Annotated in this window: 14 protein-coding genes; 5 read left to right on the top strand and 9 right to left on the bottom strand. The window is 69.4% G+C overall.

Features of this window, described 5'->3' with window-relative positions; all coding sequences use genetic code 11:
* Positions 1 to 143: 143 nt before the first annotated feature.
* The 3 genes from WME98_RS40580 to WME98_RS40570 all read right to left on the bottom strand — a co-directional run bounded on the left by WME98_RS40580 (position 144) and on the right by WME98_RS40570 (position 4,838).
* The gene (locus WME98_RS40580; protein ID WP_437947029.1) at positions 144 to 2,042 is read right to left on the bottom strand and encodes an ABC transporter ATP-binding protein; all 1,899 of its coding nucleotides are present in this window, start codon (positions 2,040 to 2,042) and stop codon (positions 144 to 146) included.
* A gap of 432 nt (positions 2,043 to 2,474) precedes the next feature.
* A complete protein-coding gene (locus WME98_RS40575; protein ID WP_437947028.1) occupies positions 2,475 to 3,368 on the bottom strand; it encodes a sigma-70 family RNA polymerase sigma factor in 894 nt (297 codons plus the stop codon).
* 168 nt (positions 3,369 to 3,536) lie between these two features.
* Entirely contained in the window at positions 3,537 to 4,838 is a 1,302-nt protein-coding gene (locus WME98_RS40570) for an MBL fold metallo-hydrolase (RefSeq protein ID WP_437947027.1), read from the bottom strand.
* Between the two features lie 404 nt (positions 4,839 to 5,242).
* On the opposite strand from WME98_RS40570, the gene WME98_RS40565 reads away from it, so the two are divergent.
* Positions 5,243 to 5,722 carry a carboxymuconolactone decarboxylase family protein gene (locus tag WME98_RS40565; protein WP_437954076.1) on the top strand — a complete coding sequence of 160 codons (480 nt, stop codon included), beginning with the start codon at positions 5,243 to 5,245 and terminating at the stop codon, positions 5,720 to 5,722.
* A 65-nt stretch (positions 5,723 to 5,787) separates the two neighbouring features.
* A complete protein-coding gene (locus WME98_RS40560) occupies positions 5,788 to 6,216 on the top strand; it encodes a type I restriction enzyme endonuclease domain-containing protein (RefSeq protein ID WP_437947026.1) in 429 nt (142 codons plus the stop codon).
* A gap of 70 nt (positions 6,217 to 6,286) precedes the next feature.
* Here WME98_RS40560 and WME98_RS40555 read toward each other — a convergent pair whose 3' ends face one another.
* The 3 genes from WME98_RS40555 to WME98_RS40545 all read right to left on the bottom strand — a co-directional run bounded on the left by WME98_RS40555 (position 6,287) and on the right by WME98_RS40545 (position 8,228).
* Complete coding sequence (locus WME98_RS40555; protein WP_437947025.1) at positions 6,287 to 6,643, bottom strand: hypothetical protein; 357 nt, start codon at positions 6,641 to 6,643, stop codon at positions 6,287 to 6,289.
* Positions 6,644 to 7,242: 599 nt separating this feature from the next.
* A complete protein-coding gene (locus WME98_RS40550) occupies positions 7,243 to 7,599 on the bottom strand; it encodes a hypothetical protein (RefSeq protein WP_437947024.1) in 357 nt (118 codons plus the stop codon).
* Positions 7,600 to 7,841: 242 nt separating this feature from the next.
* Positions 7,842 to 8,228 (bottom strand): fucose-binding lectin II, encoded by a 387-nt coding sequence (locus tag WME98_RS40545; RefSeq protein WP_437337900.1) that lies wholly within the window; start codon positions 8,226 to 8,228, stop codon positions 7,842 to 7,844.
* Positions 8,229 to 8,636: 408 nt separating this feature from the next.
* On the opposite strand from WME98_RS40545, the gene WME98_RS40540 reads away from it, so the two are divergent.
* Positions 8,637 to 9,101 carry an STAS/SEC14 domain-containing protein gene (locus WME98_RS40540; protein ID WP_437947023.1) on the top strand — a complete coding sequence of 155 codons (465 nt, stop codon included), beginning with the start codon at positions 8,637 to 8,639 and terminating at the stop codon, positions 9,099 to 9,101.
* Positions 9,102 to 9,143: 42 nt separating this feature from the next.
* On the opposite strand, the gene WME98_RS40535 is transcribed toward WME98_RS40540, so the two are convergent.
* Positions 9,144 to 12,494, bottom strand: a complete 3,351-nt coding sequence (locus WME98_RS40535; protein WP_437947022.1) for a PQQ-dependent sugar dehydrogenase — start codon at positions 12,492 to 12,494, stop codon at positions 9,144 to 9,146.
* A 559-nt stretch (positions 12,495 to 13,053) separates the two neighbouring features.
* Between WME98_RS40535 and WME98_RS40530 the strand changes: the two genes are divergently transcribed.
* A complete protein-coding gene (locus WME98_RS40530; protein WP_437947021.1) occupies positions 13,054 to 13,791 on the top strand; it encodes a hypothetical protein in 738 nt (245 codons plus the stop codon).
* A 96-nt stretch (positions 13,792 to 13,887) separates the two neighbouring features.
* Here WME98_RS40530 and WME98_RS40525 read toward each other — a convergent pair whose 3' ends face one another.
* Together WME98_RS40525 and WME98_RS40520 are read right to left on the bottom strand one after the other, a co-directional pair.
* The gene (locus tag WME98_RS40525) at positions 13,888 to 14,388 is read right to left on the bottom strand and encodes an MGMT family protein (RefSeq protein WP_437947020.1); all 501 of its coding nucleotides are present in this window, start codon (positions 14,386 to 14,388) and stop codon (positions 13,888 to 13,890) included.
* 94 nt (positions 14,389 to 14,482) lie between these two features.
* Positions 14,483 to 15,250 carry a thaumatin family protein gene (locus WME98_RS40520; protein WP_437947019.1) on the bottom strand — a complete coding sequence of 256 codons (768 nt, stop codon included), beginning with the start codon at positions 15,248 to 15,250 and terminating at the stop codon, positions 14,483 to 14,485.
* 308 nt (positions 15,251 to 15,558) lie between these two features.
* Between WME98_RS40520 and WME98_RS40515 the strand changes: the two genes are divergently transcribed.
* Positions 15,559 to 16,218: a hypothetical protein gene (locus WME98_RS40515; RefSeq protein WP_437947018.1), complete on the top strand. Its 660-nt coding sequence runs from the start codon at positions 15,559 to 15,561 to the stop codon at positions 16,216 to 16,218.
* Positions 16,219 to 16,319 lie beyond the last annotated feature (101 nt).

Here is a 16,319-nt window from a genome sequence, read left to right as displayed (position 1 = left end):
GATGTGGTTCCGGACATCACCTCCCGGCAGCCTCCGGGTTGAATTTCATTTCTCCCCGGAAGCTCCCGGCGGCCTCCGGGTCGAATTTCGCGAGCCCGTCCGCCCGGACCTCCACGTCCGGATGACAAGGCGCCGCCGCCGGCTCAGTCCACGTAGTAGCTGGCCTGCTTGGTGAACATCTCGTGGTACTTGCCCTTCAGCCCCATGAGCTCTCGGTGCGATCCCGCCTCGATGATGCGCCCCTTTTCCAGCACGACGATCCGGTCCACGAAGCGGGTGAGCGCCAGCCGATGGCTCACCACGATCGACGTCTTCCCGCCCATCATCTCGCGGATGAGCTGGATGATGTGGTGCTCTGCATCCGGGTCGATCGCGGACGTGGGCTCGTCGAAGATGAGCAGATCGGCCGTCTTCGCGTTCAAGAGCGCCCTCGCGATGGCGAGTCGTTGCCACTCCCCTCCCGAGAGCTCGGTGCCCCCATCGACGCCTTTCCAGAGGACCGTGTCGAGCTCTCCCGCGAGAGCGTCGAGCCCGACCCGCTTCAGCGCCGACCTGATGTCGTCATCGCTGGCCCCGGTCTGCCGCACATCGACGTTTTCGCGGACGGACAGGGGGAACCTCGCGAAATCCTGGAAGACGGCGCATATCCTGCTCGTGTCTCCGCGCCCGTCGCTGGCGCCGGGGTTCGCGGCGGCTCCGTCCCACCGGATCTGTCCCGACGTCGGGCGGTAGAACCCGCAAATCAGCTTCACCAGGGTCGATTTGCCCGAGCCGTTCTCTCCGACGACGGCGATCTTCTCTCCTCGAGCGATCAGGAGGTTCACGTTCCGGAGCGCGAGCTCCGCGCTGCCCGCATACCGCAGGGATACGTCCTCGAGCCGGATCCCCGGGACAGGAAACCGCTCTGCCTCCTGGCGCGCGTCCCCGCGCGGCGGCTCGGGCAGGTTCAGCAGCTCGATCAACGGCTTGGTCGCCAGCAAGGCGCCGATGATGTCTCCACCGTTGTAGATGATGACGGCCAGCCCGTTTCGTATCTGCACGATGACGCCGATGAGCAGCGACACGTCTCCGACCGTGAAGCCTCCCTCCAGGGCTTCCTTGACGACGTACACGAACGGGACCGACATGCCGAGGCCGCTCAGCAGGGACCAGATCGATATCTGATACGCTCCTCTCTTGCGGACGGCCTTGAGATCCCTGAGGAACGTCTCGTACAAGCAGCTCCATCGCCGGAGGACCCACTCCTGCATGGAAAAGAGCCTGAGGTCCTTCGCGAACTCTTGCTGCGTGAGGATCCGCTCGCCGAGCTGCAGCCGATTGAACGTGGCCGCGTGAAAGGTCTCGATGTCCCAGCTCTTTCTCTCGTTGGTCGCCTTCGCGTAGAGCACCGGGGTCATGCTCGACACGACCACCAGCGGGATCCACCACCTCAAGCTGGCAGCCAAGACGAGCGCCGGGACCATGCCCAGGATGCCCATGAGCGTATAGGACGACGTATGGACCAGCTCGTTGATCGAGCTCAAGCTGCGGCGCGCGAGGATCACCAGGTGATTCAACCTCGGCTCATCGAAGAAGGTGAGCAGCGGTTGCTTCGATATCTCCTCGTTGATCCTGAGCGACACGTTCCTGCGCACGCGGTCCTTGAACGAGTCGCCGACGAAGCCCTCCATCGCCTCCAGGACGTCGCCGAGCGCGTTCAGCAGGACGACCAGGACAGCCAGGAGCAACGCCGAGTAGGCCAGGAGCTCGTGCACGCTCCTGGGTCCGGCGCCGGCGATCTCGTCGACGATCATCGCGTTCAGCCAGACCGTGAGGCTGGGGGTGGCCCCGGCGAGCGCCTGAAAGAGGACGAGCGCCGCGAGGCTCCCCCAGGAGGGACCGACGAGCACCTTGAGCAGGAGCGGCAGGCGACGGAGCGCCGCGCGGTGAGGATGTTCCTCGTCCGCGAGGACGCCCACGGGGTCGCCGGCGCCGTCGTCGAGCGCGTCGTCCTGCGCCGGACCGTCGCCTTCATGGCCTCGTTCGCCGTTCGCTTGCTTCACGCCAGCCATCGAACGAGCTCCACGTCAGCGGTGGGCCCAGGCTCTTTCAAGCGGCATCTCCTTCCGAGGGGGTCCACGGGGCCGCGGACATCGATGTGCTGAAAGAACGCCTGGGTGTCGGAAATTTCATTCTCTCCGACCCTGGAGGACATCCTCCGTAGTCCAAGCACGCTTCGTGCCGAAGCTCGAGCGGTACGAGCCTGGAGACCGAGCCCGATCGTCTACCCCGTATTGCCGGCCCTAGTTTCCGCCCGCCAGGAGTCCGGCCAGGGATCCGGAGAGAGAGTTCAACGCAAAGGCGCAAAGGCGCAAAGACGCAAAAAAACAAAAAAGAATTTGTAGTTTTGCGCCTTTGCGCCTTTGGTCGCCGCCTTTGCGTTAATTTCTCTTCGCTCGCGAGGCAGATCCCTGGCGGGAGTTCTGACCGCGGTACTAGGTTTCCGCGTGCGGCCCGTCGTCGAGGGCCGACAGGTCGAGATCGCGCAGCTGCTCGGGGTCGCCCATGACGTCGATCTGGGCGATCTTCCCCTGCGCGAGCGTGAAGCGGAGCACCCGGAAGAGCCGCCCGCGCGGGGCCAAGACGACGCCCACCGCGCCGTCGACGAGGGCGGGGCGGGCGAGCTTGGCGCCGCGCGCGCCGGAGAGCGCCCGCTTGGCGCAGGCGCGCGCGCCGCGGAGCTCGATGCCGGCCGGGGGCGCGGCCGTGGCGTCGCCGCGGAGCACGACGTCCGGGTCGAGGATCGACACGAGCGCGTCGAAGTCGCCGCCGCGCATGGCCGCGAGGAAGGCGTCGACGACCTCGCGCTGGCGGCCGATGTCGGCGTCCGGGGACGGGGGCGCCCCCTGCACGCGGCGGCGGGCGCGGCTCGCGAGCTGCCGCGCCGCGGCCGGGGAGCGGCCCACGATGGTGGCGATCTCCTCGAAGGGCACCGCGAACAGGTCGTGCAGCACGAACGCGAGCCGCTCGGCCGGGGTCAGCGTGTCGAGCACCACGAGCAGCGCGAGGCCGACGGAGTCGGCCAGCACCGCCTCGCGCTCGGGATCGGTCCCGGCCTCGCGGTCCGCGGCGGGGTCGGGCGCGGCCATCGGCTCCTCGCGCCGCGCCTTACGCGAGCGCAGCATGTCGAGGCACACCCGCGCCACGACCGTCGTCAGCCACCCGCCCAGGTTCTCGACGCCGGTCGTGTCGGCGCGGCTCAGGTGGAGCCAGGCCTCCTGCACCGCGTCATCCGCCTCGCCCACGGAGCCGAGCATCCGGAACGCCACCGCCCGCAGGTGAGCCCGGTGGGCCTCGAACCGCTCCGCCAGCCAACGATGTTCATCCATCCCGTCACACTCCCTCGTCCTGCTTCGTCATGGCTGTGACGAACGAACCCTAGCCGATGTGACGACGCGAACGGGCGTTCAGCGCCCGGTCACGTTGGCGAGCCCACCTCTACCCCTCGAGAGGGTCACGATCCTGCGGAAGGCACGGAGGAAGATCCCGCGATGAGCTCAGCGTGTTTGGACCGTGTCCCGGCGCGCGGCGAGCCATACGGCCCCGGCGGCGGCCAGGAGGGCGGTGGCGCCGAGGAGATAGAGCCGGCGCAGGGCGACCGCCGTCTTGTCGGGATCGAAATCGGTGAGCGAGCTCCGCGCGCCGCGCGGCAATACCCAGGCGTCGCTCCCGCCGCCGATCGCGCGCACCGCCCGGCCGAGCCTGCCCTCGGGCGCGATCCGGCCCTGAGCGTACAGGATCCAGCGGCCCAGCGGCGTATGCCCCTTCGGCTTCTGCTCCATCGACGCGATGACGCGGCGGAGCTCGGCGGCCGTCTCGGCCGCGCTCCCCTCGCCCGGCAGGCGGGCCCATTCCCCGTGACCCGGCAACACCCACGCGAACCTCAGCCATCCGGCCTCGGCCGCCGCGAGCAGATAACGCACCGATCGGGTCTGTCGCTCCCAATCCTCCCAGCATTGCAGTCGATGCGCCACGAGCTGGCCCGAGGCGCGCGAGTAGCTCAGGTGATCGCCGGTGAACAGGAAGCGGCCTCGATACAGGAGGCATAGCGAGCCCGGCGTGTGTCCGGGCTGCGGCACGATCACGATGTCGGCCTCCTTGGCCGCCTCTCTCGAGAGCGGCTCCCCCTCGGGCGAGAGCGCGCCGAGCTCGTCCCCGAGCTTGATCTCCACGTCGCCGGTCGAGGCCATGTGCTTGGTCTCGCGGAGGTTCACGTCGGCGGCGCCGATGATGCGGCGACAGCCCGGGAAGCGGCTGGCGAACTCGGCGTGGTGGTGCGCATGATCCCGGTGCGTCAGAAAGAGCCATCGCACGCCGCCGTGCTCCGCGAGCCAGCGGAAGACCTCCTCGCTCGGCTTCGGGGGATCGACCAGCACCCCGCCTCCGTCCCGCTCGATGAAATAGGACAGGGCGCTGATGTTCTTGATGGATGGCTGTCCGACGATCCAGACGTTGTCCTCGATGAGGCGCGGAAAATCGCGCCAGGGCGAGCCGAGGGCACCCCGGCGGACCCGCGACGCGCCCGGCTTGAGCTTGATGGCGCCGAACGGGCACGCCGCGACCGCCGTCCGCGCCGCCATCAGATCTTCCTGGCTCCGCGGCTGCCGCAGCACCCCCGTGAAGGCGCCCGCCTCGTAGGAGCCCGGCAGCACCGAGAGGCGGCGGCCTTCCGGGAGGTCGCTGGCCGGCACCACCTCGCCGAGGAGCTCCGGCGCGTAGTTCCGGCACGTGCCGGCGCCACAGCACTTGCGCGTGACGAACAGCTCTCCCCAATCCTCGACCTGCATTTCGTCTTGCATCGCGGTACCTCGTGGATGGCAATCGCTGGTGGAGCGTCTCTCAGCCGAGCTCGGCGCGCGAGTCGTGCGAGCTCGAGGGAGGTGCTCGCCGCGCGGCCCGCGCTCGACGCGGCAGTGTCGAGGGCGACGGTAGCTTCTCCGGCTGCGCTTGACCAGGCGGCGACGTGCTGCGCGACGCCTCCTTACCTCGAGCCAGCATCGCCTCGCGCTCCGGGTCGCGGGCCCGGTGGGCCTCGAACCGCTCCGGCAGCCAACAATTTTTCATCCATCGGTCACACTCCCTCGCCGCGCTTCGTCATGGCTGTGACGAACGAACCCTCGCCGATGTGACGACGCGAACGGACGTTCAGCGTCCGGTCACGGTCGGCGAGCCCACCCCTATCCTCGAGAGGATCACGATCATGTTGAAGGCACGGATGAAGAACCCTGCGATGCTCATGCCCGAAGTCATACAGCCCATCCACGCCCTGCTCGGCACGGCGAAGAAGAGCGGCGTGCCGGCGCGGACGCTCGAGCTCGTCCACCTGCGGGTGAGCCAGATCAACGGGTGCGGCTTCTGCGTCGACGTGGGCGCGCGCGACCTCAAGAAGGCGGGCGAGACCGACGAGCGCATGTTCGCCGTGGCGGCCTGGCGCGAGACGCCCTATTTCACCGACGCGGAGCGCGCCGCGCTGGCGCTCGCCGAGGCCGCGACGAGGCTCAGCGATCGCGCGGATCCGGTGCCCGACGACGTCTGGGAGGAGGCGGCGAGGCACTACGACGAGCGGGCGCTCGCGGGGCTGATCCTGCACATCGCGCTGGTCAACTGCTTCAACCGCTTCAACGTCACCACGAGGCAGATCGCCGGCTCGGTGAAGTTGGAGGCGCGGGCGGACGGTCGCTGAGGAGGCGGGGATAGGGAGATATCTCCGACTGCGGGGCCAAGGTCCGGAAGCTCATCGAGGAGGCGGTGGCGGCGGACGGGATCGAGATCCTGGTCAAGCCCACCTCGCTCTTCGCGCCGGAGTTCGAGGACGAGCTCAAGAAGCTGAAGACCCCCGAGGCGCGGGCGAGCGAGATGGAGCACGCGCTCCGGGAAGAGATCCATGTCCGGCTCGACGACGACCCCGTGTTCCTCACGTCGCTGCGCGAGCGCCTGGAGCAGAACATCGAGGATCGCAAGGCGAAGCGCATCGATGCGGCCAAGCAGCTGCTGCTCTTCGACGAGGTGGAGAAGAAGATCCACAACCGAGCGCAGACCGCCGACACGCTGGGCCTCTCGGACACGGGGCTCGCCATCTACGGCCTCATCTCGGAGCGCAAGCCGCTGAACGGCGCATCGTGCAGGCGCCGAGGGCCCTCATCGACCACGTGCTCGCCCACGAGCTCCCGCACCTGATCCACGACCACCATGGGCGGGGCCGAGAGCGCACGCACCAGGCGCCTCGCCGCTGCCCGCCGCCTCGGCGTCACTGACTCCCCTGCCCGGCCGGTGATGTGTCACTTTCTTTCAACGCGCGCACGCACCGTTCCGCCAGAGCATGGATCTCTTGAGCTGATTGACGCGCTTCGTCGCTGTCGAAGCCCGGCGCAATCAGCCGGTTGACCCGCTTGACCAGCTCGAGGTTGCCAGCCGAGAAATCGGCCGTTCCGACGCCGATCTTGCCCGCCGCGTGCAGCTCGATGAGCCGCTCATACGCCTTCTCGAACGACGCGAGACTTTCAAGGACGGCCCGGCGGTTTGCGACCACATAGGCCCACGCGGCAACGACATCGAGCGCATGCGCCCCGTTGTAGAAATCAACCAGTGAATCCTCGATATCCATCACATTTCTCTCCGTCACAGCCCCCGCTTCGCATCTCCCACGAACTCCACATCAAAACAGCCGCAAGCCTGGGGTCGGCACCGATCTGGATCCCGCCCACGGTCCACGCCACCACTGAGCTCGAAAGCCGTCGCCGGCGCCGGAACAACGACCAGCGCGCAGGCACACCCGCGCAGCACGAGCGCGCACGCCTTCCCCTTCAGCCCGTTCCCCATGCCCTCCCCCACCCCGAATCCCGAGGCTTCGCCTGCCGGAGAGCGGTGTCAACAGTGATCTAGGCCACGTTACGTCCTCGGTGCTTCTGGACCGGCGTGCCGAGCGCGGTGTGTCGAACCGCTAGATCGGGGCCCCCGCCAGCGACACGGCACCGTCTCCGGTATAGGCCGACCGAGAACGGCCCGATCGCGCCTGGCGAGGCCGCACCGCCCTGCTTACGGGCATCGATCCGGGTTCGTGACGCCGTGTGACCTCCGTGGGCCCCGACGCCAGGGCACGAGGCTTCCACCTCGCGTGCTGCTCGAAGATGGCCGGCTCGCTCGGCCGTGAAGGCTAGCCGCTGGCAGGTGGCCGGCCTGCGCCGCCTTCCCGCCGCCTCGACGTCACTGGCTCCCCTGCCCGGCCGGCGACGTGTCGCTTTCTTTCAACGCGCTCGCGCACAGCTCGGCCAGAGCATGGATCTCTCGAGCTGCTTGACGCGCTTCGTCGCTGTCGAAGCCCGCCGCAATCAGCCGATTGAGCCGCTTGACCATCTCGAGGTTGCCAGCCGGAAAATCGGCCGTTCCGACGCCGAGCTTGCCCGCCGCCTGCAGCTCGATGAGCCGCTCATACGCTTTCTCGAACGAGGCGAGGCTTTCAAGGACGGCCTGTCGGTTTGCGACCACATAGGCCCACGCAGCTACGACATCGACCGCGTGCGCCCCACTGTAGAAATCAACCAACACATCCTGGATATCCATCACAATCCTCCCCGGCGCTGCTCCCGCTGTAGTTCTCTCCCAGGCCGACCCATGGACGGCGACCCCCACGTCGGCCTTGGCGCGTTCGACCTTCCGGAGGGAGCCGATGGCGATCCCGGCCGCGGTGGCGAGCAGCCCGCCCACTCCACCAGCCTGGCGCGGCGCGCCGCCGGAGCTCAGGGGGCCCGTTCGACGCCGCCAGCTGCCCCTCCGGCGCCCCACCTCCGGATCTCCCGCCAGGACTACGTGGACGTGCTCCAGCTGAGCTCGAGCACGCTGTCGTTGTAGTCGCTGTCGTCTCCGTTCTCGGCGACGATCACCAGGAGATTGTAGCTGCCGATCGCGTAAGGACCGCCCGATTTCAGCTGGTGCGACTTGCGCCACTCTGCGTTGATGTCCGTCTGATACTCGAACTTCGCCTGTAGCTTCGCCCGCGAGTTGGCGACGATGGTCGACTGGCCCGTCATGGCGTTGCGCTCGCCAGAGCCCGCGAAGACGCACAGCACCTCATCGTTGCGAGTCACCGTGATCCGTTGAGTGTGCCTCGAGTTCGTCGTCACCTTGATGGTCACGGTCACACCATCCGGGAGCTCGTCGATTTCACAGGTGTTGCCGTTCAATTGAGGCATCTGCTCATGCTCCTTCTTGGGGATCGCGCGCCGCGGCCGGGAGGACGACCGTCGAGCGCAGGGACGGTCTCGCGGCGTCAGAGGATGGCTATCAAACCTGCCGCAAGCGTGCAACGACAAACATCTTCCTGCGCTGGACGCGGTCATGCGCGGACCGATCTGGCTCAGCCGGCCCACGGCGCGCCGGTGCCGCGGCGGCCGACGCTGGTGTCTCCCGGGTTTCTCCCGGGCGAGCGCGGGTCGCCAGGCGCCGCCCCGCCGGGCTCGGCGTCCGGGCGCGGAGCCGGTCCGGTGTGGGCGCGGCGGATACGATGGCGGTCGCGGCTCCTCCCCGTGAGGGCGCGCCGCTCCCCTTCGCCCCGAGAGACCCCTGTCGCGGTGCGACGCAGAGCGGCTATGCTGCCCGCCATGCACGAGCCGGATCCCAGGCGCGGAGTCCTCGAGCTCCGCGAGGAGCCCAACGGAATCCTCTATGTGACGGCCGAAGGAGAGCTCTCGGAGGAGATGGTGCGCTCGATCGCCGCAGCGTCCCGGCGCATCGCGGAGAGCGGCCGCGAGGTCCTGGCGCTCGCCGACGTGAGCCGCATCAAGGCCATCCCGCATGACGTGCGCAAGCTCATGGCGGGCGGAACGCTCGGGGCGCGCCACGACGCGGTCGCGGTCGTCGGAGCGAGCTTCGCCCTGCGCGTCCTCGCGATGCTCACCCTGAGGAGCGTGAACCTCCTCACGTCACGCTCCTATCCCGTCGATTTCTTCGCCACGGAAGCCGAGGCGCGCGCGTGGGCTCCTCGCTCGGCGGGACGAGATCCGGGCCAGGCAGCAGCCGGCCGCGTGACGCTGCCCGCCGCGCCCTCGCCCAGCATCGCCCCCTGAAGCTGCGGAAGAGTCACACCGCATCTCGACGCGACCGTCGTTCTAGGGACAGCCCGTCAGGCCGTCGATCCACTGCGCTAGCAGCGCGGCGCCTCCGCCGTCGGCGAGCTTGCTGCCGATGGGCGGCATGAAGCTCGCCGCGCGCTGGCTCATGCGCAGCCAGACCACCGACGCCTCGTGAGCGCCCGGCTCGATCAGCGCGAGCCCCGAGTAAGCCGTCAGGATCGACTCCTGGTCGCAGATGTTCTTGCCGGCAAGCGGCGTGTCGTAGCGATAGTCCGCGGTGCCGTAGCCGGGGCCACCCGGGCGGTGGCAGTTCGAGCAGTTGACATGCAGGTAAGCGTCGGCGCGCATCTGCAGCGACGCGTCCGGCTGCGCGTGCGGCGGGAACGGCGGCAGGCTGGTGAGATTGCCGCTCAGCATGCCGATGGCGTTCAGCGTGTCGAACTGGTTCGCCGTACGGCCGGTCGACGGATAGAGCTGGGTCGCGTTGAGCTGCCGCGTCTCGAGGCCCAGGCTGAAACCGGCGGCGCTGGTGTGGCACTCGAAGCATTGCGCTTCGGTCGGGTAGCTCCAGACGTGGCCCCCGGCGAGCGTCCTGGAGGCGCCGTCGATAGGATCGACCAGGAAGGCCTCGTCCTGCGCGTCGCTCCACCGGTACGTGTAGGCTCCGTAGGTGCCGTTCGTGAAGCGCACGAAGAAGCGTGTCTCGAAGTACTGGCCCTGCCACTGGAAGCTCTTGATCGTGACGGCCCCTGGCGGCAGCTCGAAATCGCCGTCGTTCTTCACGTCGAACGTCGTGCCGTCCGGCAAAGCGAGGTAGCGCGACTTCACCGCGCCGTCCGACCAGAATGGCTCGGCGATCGCGTACGGGATCACCCCGGGGGCGAGCGCCGGCGGGTTCGCGACGCTGGTGAAGCAGGGGTGGTCGCTGAGGAGGACCGGCGGCTCGATCGCCCCATCGCCCGCCACGCATGCCGTGTTCGACGGCCGCGCGTCGAGGCCGAGCTGGCTCCCCATGCAGGTGTCGCAATCCCAGGGGCAGCTCGCGCACGTCTCGCCGCCGTTGCAAGCGCGATCGCCGCAGACCGGGCCGGCGTCAGGGAAGCCCCAGACCTCGATCTCGGCGAGCTCGACCGGTCCGCCGACGTTTTGCATGCACACCGACACGCGCGAGACGCCGGGCACGTCGGCGAAGTCCACGGTATTCCAGGCCGGCATCGCGCTCGGCGTGTCGGTGTACGCGAAGGCGTCCACATAGCCGCTGCCGGTCTGGTACTGCACCTTCCAAGTGTCCGTATGCCAGGCGCCATCGTTGTCCTCGAGCAGGCGCGCCGAGCTGATGGTGTAGGTCCCGCCGAGATCGTACGTGGCGCAGCTCGGCGAGGCCGCGCTGCTCACCTTGGCGGTCAGGTTGCCGTCGGTGAGGCCGGCCGCGCTCGACCAGCCGCCGCTGTCGCTCACGTGGGCCAGCGTCAGCTTGGCGGGTGTGCCGCTGCACGTGCCGCAGTCCGCGGCGCAGCTGCCGCACGTCTCGCCCGCGTCGCAGGCGCCGTCGCCGCACGCGGGGCCGGCGCTGCCGCAGGCCGTCGCCTCGAGATAGAAGCGCTCCCAGGACGTGGCGTCCCCCGTCACGCAGCTCGTGCCGTTGCCGCCGTCGCCGCTCTTGATCGGGCCGGCGGTGCTTGTCGCCTTCCAGTGCGGCGCCGCGCCGGCGAGCGCCGCGTAGCCCTTGCCGTTCGGGTAGAGGCCGCCGCTCGAGCAGTCGTATTCCGCGAACGCGGCGGCGGTCGCCGACGTCGCGTCCATCGTGAGATCATTGGCCACCACGCGCAGGTAATCGCCGGAGCTGCTCTTGAATTTGAACGCGGCCCCCGACGGGACCTTCTCGAAGATCTGCGCGGCCGCCTGCGTGGCGCCGGGCACGACCTTCTTGGCAGCGTCGAGCACCAGGTAGTTGTTCGTGCGCTGGGAGCGTATCCTGACGCAGCTGTTGCAACTGCCGTTGTCCACGTACTGGCACATGCCGCTCACGCACGAGTCCGTGGTGCAGGTCGAGCCGTCGTTGCAGGTCGCCGAGCTCGCGCAGCACTGGCCGTTGTCGGTGTAGGCGCAGCCGCTCGTGGCGGTGCAGCCGTTGGTCGTGCAGGGGTCGCCGTCGTCGCAGCTCAGCGGTGTGCCGGCCTGGCACTGCCCGGCGACGCAGGTCTCCGCGCCGGTGCAGACGTCGCCGTCGCTGCAATCGGCGTTCGTGGTGCAGGCCGGCTGCGCCACGTAGATGCGCCCGACCTTGGCGCCGCTGCCGCGCTGCAAGTAATAGAGCGAGCCGTCCAGGCCGACGTCGAGGTCGACGGGGTTGTTCAGCTCGCCGTTCGAGTCGTCCGCGAAGACGGTGACGCCCGTGCCGTCCTGGTTCATGGACCAGATCTGGCTGGAGCAGTAGTCGGCGAAGAAGTACTTGCCGACATAGGACGGCGGGAAGTTGACGACCGTGGGGTTGTAGAAGGTGCCGCCCGTGATCGCGCAGCGCCCGGCGTCGCGCGGGTAGGCGTGGACCGGCGGCACCGGCGAGGGGCCGCCCCCATGGCCGTAGTTCGAGCCGCGCGTGATGTGGTCGATCTCCTCCGGGTCGCCTCCGCCCACGTCGTTGGCGAAGATCTTCCCGGACGCGCGCTCGACGGAGAAGGTGAACGGGTTGCGCAGGCCGTACGCCCAGATGGCGCGCGCGAGGCCGGTGGAGGTGCCGTAAAAGGGGTTGTCGGTGGGGATGCTGCCGTCGGCGTTGAAGCGATGGATCTTGCCGAAGGTGTGGTTCAGGTCCTGGGCGTGCGCCGTTTCGGCGTTGTCGCCGTGCGCGACGTAGAGCTTGCCGTCGTTGCCGAAGTGGAGCGCGCCGCTGTTGTGGTTGCCGGCCGCGCTGAGCGGGGGAAAGTCCACGAGCACGACCTCGCTGCCGGCCGCCGCCACGTCGCCGCTCGCCGTGAAGCGGCTGACGCGGTTGTGCGCGCTGCCGCTGGTCGAGGTGTAAAAGAGGTAGACGTGACCGTTGCTCGAGAAGCTCGGGTCGAGGGTGATGCCGACCAGGCCTCGCTCGTTGACGCTGTCGACCGTGACGGTGACGAACGGCGCGGCGAGCAGCGCGTTGTTCTTGATGACGCGCACCTGCCCCGTCTGCTGCGTGACGAAGATGCGGCCGTCGGGCGCGATCGCCATCGCCGTCGGCTGGCTGAGCCCCGTCGCGATCACCTGGTGCTGGAAGCCCGAGGGGATGACGATGGGCTGCCTGGCTTGGCCGGCCTCGCCTCGATCGGGCTGTTCGGGGCTCTCCGACGCACAACCCAGGGCGACGAGGCCGACGGCGAGCGCCGACGGCCGAAGGATGTGCCCGGCCACCGAGCCGAACCCATGAGCGCAGCTGCGCAACGAGCGCAGACGCGCTGCGCCCCACGGCGTGGGGACACGAACTATATATTTGCGCATTCCAGATGTACCTCGGCCATCATCGTCAGAAGGGTTCACGCGGTTTCATCGAGCGCCTGCGCGCGGCGTAGGTCGTTGCGGATGCAGCCGTCTCGGCGCCTCATGCCCGAGCGAACACACGCAACGCGCCCTCACGGGAGGTTCGATGTCGATACGAAGAAGTGTGCATGGCGAAGGCGCACCGCCGCGCTCCCGGCGTCCCGTTTCCTCTCACACACCTCGTTGCCGGAGCGGGTGGCTTCCGTGATCGAGTCGACGTGCCACCTGACGATTTTTGTAACGTCCATGGAGGCGCGCATTTTTCGATGACGCTGGCCCCCCCTCGCAGGTATGGTGAGGCCGGTTGTCCTGGACGCCCCGGTCGCTGACCGCCCGGCACGACGGCCGGCGAGCTCCGGGCCGGCCAGGTCACCCTCCACGGGAGCTTCTGATGAGAGAGCACGCAGCAGTCCGGACGACGGAGCCACGCGCGATGGTGATGGCCGCGGCGCTCGCCCTCGCGTGCGGGATCGCGGCATGCAACGCGATCTCGGGGGTCGACGAGCTCGACTTCTCGGGCACCGCCGACGCGACGGGCGGCGGCGCGGCCGGCAGCGGCAGCGGTACGGCCGGCGGTGAGGCGGGCGGCGGCGGCGCTGGTGGCACGGGCGGCGATGGCGGCACGGGCGGCGGCGGCGGCGCCGGCGGCACGGGCACCAGCGGCACGGGCGGCGCCGGCGGCACGGGCGGTGATGGCGGCACCGGCGGCGGGGGCGGCACCGGCGGCGCCGGCGACATCTCTTACGACATCAACTGTGGGGGCGGCAATGTTGCTGTCGGCGTCCACGGCCGGAGCGGCGGCTCGCTCGACAGCATCGGCCTGATGTGCGCTCCGCTCGCGAGCGACGGCACCCTGGGCACCGCCTTCCAGACCCTGACCGCCGGTGGCGACGGCGGGTCGCCCGGCAGCGTGATCTGCCCCGCGAGCCAGGTCATGGTCGGGATGAACATCTGGGTCGACGACAACCGGGTGTACCGGGTCGAGCTGCTGTGCCAGACCATCGAAGCGTGGAAGATGGACGACATGAACCTCAATGTCGGCCCTGGCATCGGCCCCGTCCAGAGCATGGGCTTCGGGGTCAAGTGCCCGAAGGGGACCGCCGTCGCCAAGATCACCGGAGAAGCCGACACCCTCGTGCGCGCCGTCCATCTCGCTTGTCGCACGCTGTGACGGGCCGCTCTGCTCCAGGGCTGCGGCGCTCGTGAGAGCGCCTCACAGAACCGGACCGAGCCAGCGGCAGGAGACGGATGGCAAGGAGCAGCGGCCTCACGATCGCCGCTTCCGGGGCGCCGCGCCGCGGGCCTTCTTCGCGGGCGCGGCGGCGGGCGTGCTCCGGAACCACCCGAAGCGATCGAGCGACACGTTGCCGCGATCGTCGAACTCGACGCCCTCGGCCTCGAGCAGCATGCGCTGGAGCGCGCCGCCCACCGGATCCTTGATGGTGACGGCCGCGCGATGGCGTGGGCGGCTCCCGAGCACGCGCTGCCACGGCACGCCCGCGCCGTCGCCGGTCTCCTTGAGCGCGGCGAGGGCATACCCGACGTGGCGCGCCGCGCGGGGGTGCCCGGCCATCGCGGCGACCGCGCCGTACGTGCACACCCGCCCCGCGGGGATCCGGCGAATGACCCGGTAGAACGCGGCCCACCAGGAGATCGTGTCGGGGAGCGCGGCGGGCTCTCGCCGCCCCCGGCGCGGCCCCGGGGCCACCGGGAGGCGGCGGCCGACCTCCGGAGCTTGCTTGCGGGCGCGGCGGTCCTTGGTGGCCACGCGGCTGACCTAGCACGGAGGGCCGCGCCCGGGGATCCCCTGTTCCGTGATGCCGCGGCGATTGACCTGATGCGCGGGAATGCGAGGGAGCAGGTCAAGGGCAGAACACGATGTCGTAGTCTTCCCCCGCGCAGGCGGCCATCGACTCCTGGTCGTCGCCCGACCAGGAATAGGCATCCTTGCATCGCTCTTCGAAGTACACGGCCACGGGGTTCGTGGGATCGTCCCGGTCGGGGCTCACGCAGGAGATCGTCGCGCCGCTCGCGTCCTCGTAGCGGCCCGCCTCCGGGCACCCCGCGAGCAGGCTGTCCGGACACGACAGCGTCCGGCAGTCCGGCAGGCCGACGGGCACGATCGCCAGCGGGAGGTTGTGCGCGTCCACGTGGCTGATGTTGTACCAGTCGAAATCGTTGAAATCGGTGTTGAGGGTCATCTCGGCCAGCGTGTGTCGGCCGCCGCCGGGGTCCGACCCAGCATACGCCCAGTAGCGCAGCGACGACAGCGGCTCCTCGCTGGTGCCGACGTCGCGGCACGCGAACTGCCCGGGGCCGAGCTCCCCGCCCTCGATGAGGCTGCCCAGGAACTGGAGCGGCTTGTCGCACCGGTTGACGAAGGCCAGCGTGGACTTCCCGTCCCCCGGCGTGCGGCAGTCGACCTCGACCGGATCGCCGGGCGGCTGGCCTGTCGACGCGCTGCTGGCCTCGCTCGACGAGGCCCCGCCGGTCGAGGTGGACGCGGAGCTCACCGGGCTGGAGCCGCCGCCCGTGGCGCCGGGCGAAACGTCCGGTCCGGGGTCGGCGCAGCCGGCGTCGAGCAGCGCAAAGGCGAGCGGCAGGGCCGCGATCTTCCAACGTTGCGACATGGCGGTCTTCCTGGCGGCGTGTCCTGGGAGGAGAATACAGAACGTCCGGAACGATGTCCCGCCCGCCGAGCTCGACGCATGGCGGCGGAGCCGGCGACCAAGGCCCGCTGGCCGGCTGCCATGCGGCCCTTGGGCCATCGAGCTCCCGCGCATGTGCCACGGCACAATCTGGCACTCGGCGCTATCGTGCGCCGAGGGTCTGAATCGCCGCGAGCAGCGCTTTTCGCATTCTCCCGCCCTGGCACCGGAGCTGCATGGTCGGCACAGCCATGAAGAACAGATCGGTCTTTGTCGCTTTGATTCCACTCATGCTGACCGCCTGCGACCCTGCTTTCTGGGACGGCAGCTCGGTCGATATCTCCGACGTCTTCAACGGCGGCGCGCACGATCCGCCGGATTCGAGCGATCCGCCGGGGCCGCCTGGCACCGGCGGCGCGGGCGGCGCGGGCGGCGCGGGCGGCGGCGGGGGTGGCGATTCGGGCCCGCTGTCGGCGGCCGTCGCGATGACGCGCGCGCAGCGCGAAGCCCTCGTGCAGGCGTATTACGATAAGATCATGAACGAGACCGGCAGCGTGGTCTCGACCGCGGCGGCCGGCGGGCAGCCCGACCAGGATCCCAACGACCTCATGCTGCACATCTCGGACATGGGCGAGTCCTGCGATGTCTATCCGAGCGCTCTCCCCTGCGGTGGGCACTGGCAGCTGCGCCTCGTCCTGCCGATCGCCTACCAGCAGGTCGGCGTCTACGATCTCGACGATTTCGCGCTCCACGCCACGGTCTTCGAGACGGGCGCGCCCTACTCTCCGGCGCCGGACGACTGCCCGAAGGGCGGCGGCACGCTCTTCGGCTCGGGCACGCTCGAGATCCTCGCGATCGACAGCGCCGAGGTGCGGTTCCGCGTGACCACCGACGCGGCGCTCATGGGCGGCAACCCGAGCGGAGAGTACACGGCGCCGCGCTGTCCGTGACGGCGCTGCGACGACGACGCGCGCCAGCGCGCCGTGCGGCGGCGCGGTGCGGCGTTGCCTTGCTGGGGGCCGAAGCCGGGTCGTGCGGCTCCGCTCGAACC

It is taken from the genome of Sorangium sp. So ce296 (genome assembly GCF_051529605.1).
Lineage (GTDB): Bacteria > Myxococcota_A > Polyangia > Polyangiales > Polyangiaceae > Sorangium > Sorangium cellulosum_D.
This window is presented reverse-complemented; position numbering and strand designations above follow the sequence as displayed.

What these genes read in the sequence shown, in the direction of transcription:
- WME98_RS40575 (WP_437947028.1), bottom strand. Translation starts at nt 3,368, where the DNA reads ATGGATGAACATCGTTGGCTGGCGGAGCGGTTCGAGGCCCACCGGGCT.
- WME98_RS40570 (WP_437947027.1), bottom strand. Translation starts at nt 4,838, where the DNA reads ATGCAAGACGAAATGCAGGTCGAGGATTGGGGAGAGCTGTTCGTCACG.
- WME98_RS40555 (WP_437947025.1), bottom strand. Translation starts at nt 6,643, where the DNA reads ATGGATATCGAGGATTCACTGGTTGATTTCTACAACGGGGCGCATGCG.
- WME98_RS40550 (WP_437947024.1), bottom strand. Translation starts at nt 7,599, where the DNA reads ATGGATATCCAGGATGTGTTGGTTGATTTCTACAGTGGGGCGCACGCG.
- WME98_RS40545 (WP_437337900.1), bottom strand. Translation starts at nt 8,228, where the DNA reads ATGCCTCAATTGAACGGCAACACCTGTGAAATCGACGAGCTCCCGGAT.
- WME98_RS40540 (WP_437947023.1), top strand. Translation starts at nt 8,637, where the DNA reads ATGCACGAGCCGGATCCCAGGCGCGGAGTCCTCGAGCTCCGCGAGGAG.
- WME98_RS40530 (WP_437947021.1), top strand. Translation starts at nt 13,054, where the DNA reads ATGGTGATGGCCGCGGCGCTCGCCCTCGCGTGCGGGATCGCGGCATGC.
- WME98_RS40520 (WP_437947019.1), bottom strand. Translation starts at nt 15,250, where the DNA reads ATGTCGCAACGTTGGAAGATCGCGGCCCTGCCGCTCGCCTTTGCGCTG.
- WME98_RS40515 (WP_437947018.1), top strand. Translation starts at nt 15,559, where the DNA reads ATGCTGACCGCCTGCGACCCTGCTTTCTGGGACGGCAGCTCGGTCGAT.